This is a genomic window from Streptomyces mexicanus, assembly GCF_902506575.1.
Lineage (GTDB): Bacteria > Actinomycetota > Actinomycetes > Streptomycetales > Streptomycetaceae > Streptomyces > Streptomyces mexicanus.
The window spans coordinates 1-2,169 of the sequence record NZ_LR732549.1; the positions used below are offsets into that span (position 1 = coordinate 1).

Below are 2,169 nucleotides of genomic sequence, written 5' to 3' on the forward strand. Positions count from 1 at the left end.
CAATCACACTCACCCGCCCCCACCCGCTCCCCGGCGCACTCACACGCCACCGTCCGCGGACCGGGGCAGCGCCAGCAGGTCGCTGTGGTGGACGACCACCTCCAACTCCCCCGCCCGGCAGGCCGCCAGGCGCTCGGCGAGGTGGCGGTCGGCACGGGCGCGGAGCCCGGGGCGCTGTGCGACGGCCGCGGCGACCCAGCCGCGCAGCCACTGGGCCGTCAGCTCGCGCCGGTCCGGGCCGAGCCGCCAGGGGCTCGGGTGGACGCGGACCGCGACACCGCGCGCGGCGAACGCCTCACCGGTCCGGGCCACCGCGTCCGGGCCGAGCAGGCCCGAGCGGCGCTGGTGGGCGTTGAACGCCTCGGCGATCTCCGCGTCCAGCGGATCGGCCGGGGTGAGGTCGACGCGCCCGGCCACGGTCAGGGTCAGCAGGGCCGGGCACCGGGCCCGGACACAGGCGGCGGCGAGGGCGTCGGCCTCCTCGCCGGTCAGGACGTCCAGCAGCGCCGACGCCGTCACCAGCGAGGCTCCGGCCAGGGCGTCGGGGGGCAGCCGGGTCACGTCACCGCGCCGGGTCTCCACGGTCACCGGGCTGCCGTCGGCGGCGTCGGCCGGGGCCGCGACGGCGGCGACGTGCAGCAGGGACGGGTCGCGGTCGTGCAGGACCCAGTGCTGGGCGCCGGCCAGCCGGGGCGCGAGCCAGCGGCCCATCGAGCCGGTGCCGCAGCCCAGGTCGTGCACGACGAGCCGGCCGGGCGGGGCCGGCAGGTCCGCCAGACCGCTGCGCAGCGGACCGAGCAGTTCGGTGGCCCGGGCCGCCGCGTCGGCCGGCTCGCGCAGCCGCAGCCACTCGGGCGCGTACCGGGAAGGCTCGTCGGCGGCCCCGCGCGCGCTCGCTGTCTCCCCCGGCCGCCCGGCCTCCCCGGCCTCGGGGACGTCACCGGCCACCGGGTTCTCCCGCCCGGGCCCGGTCGGGCCGGCGCCCGGGAGCACCCGGGCGAGGCCCCCGGCGCCGAGAGCGGTCCCCGTGCGCCTCGTCGTGCCGCTCATGCCGCCCTCCGGGGTGTCGTCGCGGACAGCCGGTCCAGGACGCCGGCGAGGCCGCGCGCGGTGGTCCCCCAGCCGTCGAGGGCGCCGCGCCGAGCGCGTGCGGCGGCCCGGAGGCGGCGGCGCAGGACGGGCTGCTCGAACCAGCGGCGCAGGGCGGCGGCGAGCGCGGCGGGGTCCTCGGGCGGGACGAGGATGCCGGGGAGCGTCCCGTCAGGAGCGCGCCCGAGCGCCTCGGGCAGACCGCCGACGTCCGTGGCCAGGACGGGGATCCCGCGCGCCAGGGCCTCGGTGACCGCCATGCCGTAGGTCTCCGCGCGGGAGGGCAGGACCATCAGGTCGGCGGAGGCCCAGCAGGCGTCGAGGGCGGCGCCGGAACGCGGTCCGGTGAGCCGGAAGCGGTCCTGCAGGCCGCGTGCGCGGATCAGGTCGCGCAGCTCGGCGACGTAGGCCGGGTCCTGGGTCAATCCGCCCACGCACCGGCAGCTCCACGCCAGGTCGGTCAGGGTGCTCAGGGCCTGCGCCAGCCGGTGCTGGCCCTTGCGCGGGGTGACCGCGGCGACGCACAGCAGTCCGAAGCCGTCGTCGGTGCCGGGCGCGAGCGGCGCGATGTCGGTGCCGGGCGCGGCGACGTGCACGCGGCCGGGGTCCAGGCCGTGGTGGGAGACCAGGCGGCCGGCCGCCCAGCGACTCGTGGTGACGGTGGCGGGCACCGCGCGCAGCACCTGCCGCTCGCGGGCGTCCAGGTCGGCCGCCGCCTCGGGGGCGAGTCCGGTCTCGTCAACCAGCGGGAGGTGCACCAGCACGGCCGCGCGCAGCCGTGCCGCCTCCGGGACGACGATCTCGGGCACCCCGCAGGCCACCAGCCCGTCGAGCAGAATCACGGCGCCGTCCGGCAGGTTCCGCAGGGTACGGGCGAGTTCCGTACGGGCGCGTGATCCGGGCCGGGGCCATCCGCGGCCGACGGCGTGCGGCCGCACCTGCCAGCCGAAGCCGGCCAGGTCCAGGGCGACCCGGCGGTCGTAGACGTTGCCGCCGCTGGGCGCGGCGGGGTCGTCGACGCCGCCGGGCAGGACGAAGTGCACGGTGCGCAGGGACATGGGGACGGTCCGGGGGTGCGGG

General features: G+C 79.3%; 2 protein-coding genes. Both read right to left on the reverse strand.

The window, feature by feature from the left end:
- Positions 1–39 precede the first annotated feature (39 nt).
- Entirely contained in the window at positions 40–1,050 is a 1,011-nt protein-coding gene (locus GV126_RS32130; RefSeq protein WP_159674443.1) for a class I SAM-dependent methyltransferase, read from the reverse strand.
- A partial coding sequence (locus tag GV126_RS32135) for a glycosyltransferase family 4 protein (protein ID WP_159674445.1) occupies positions 1,047–2,169 on the reverse strand: 1,123 nt, incomplete at its 5' end. The genes GV126_RS32135 and GV126_RS32130, both read right to left, overlap by 4 nt.

What these genes read in the sequence shown, in the direction of transcription:
- GV126_RS32130 (WP_159674443.1), bottom strand. Translation starts at nt 1,050, where the DNA reads ATGAGCGGCACGACGAGGCGCACGGGGACCGCTCTCGGCGCCGGGGGC.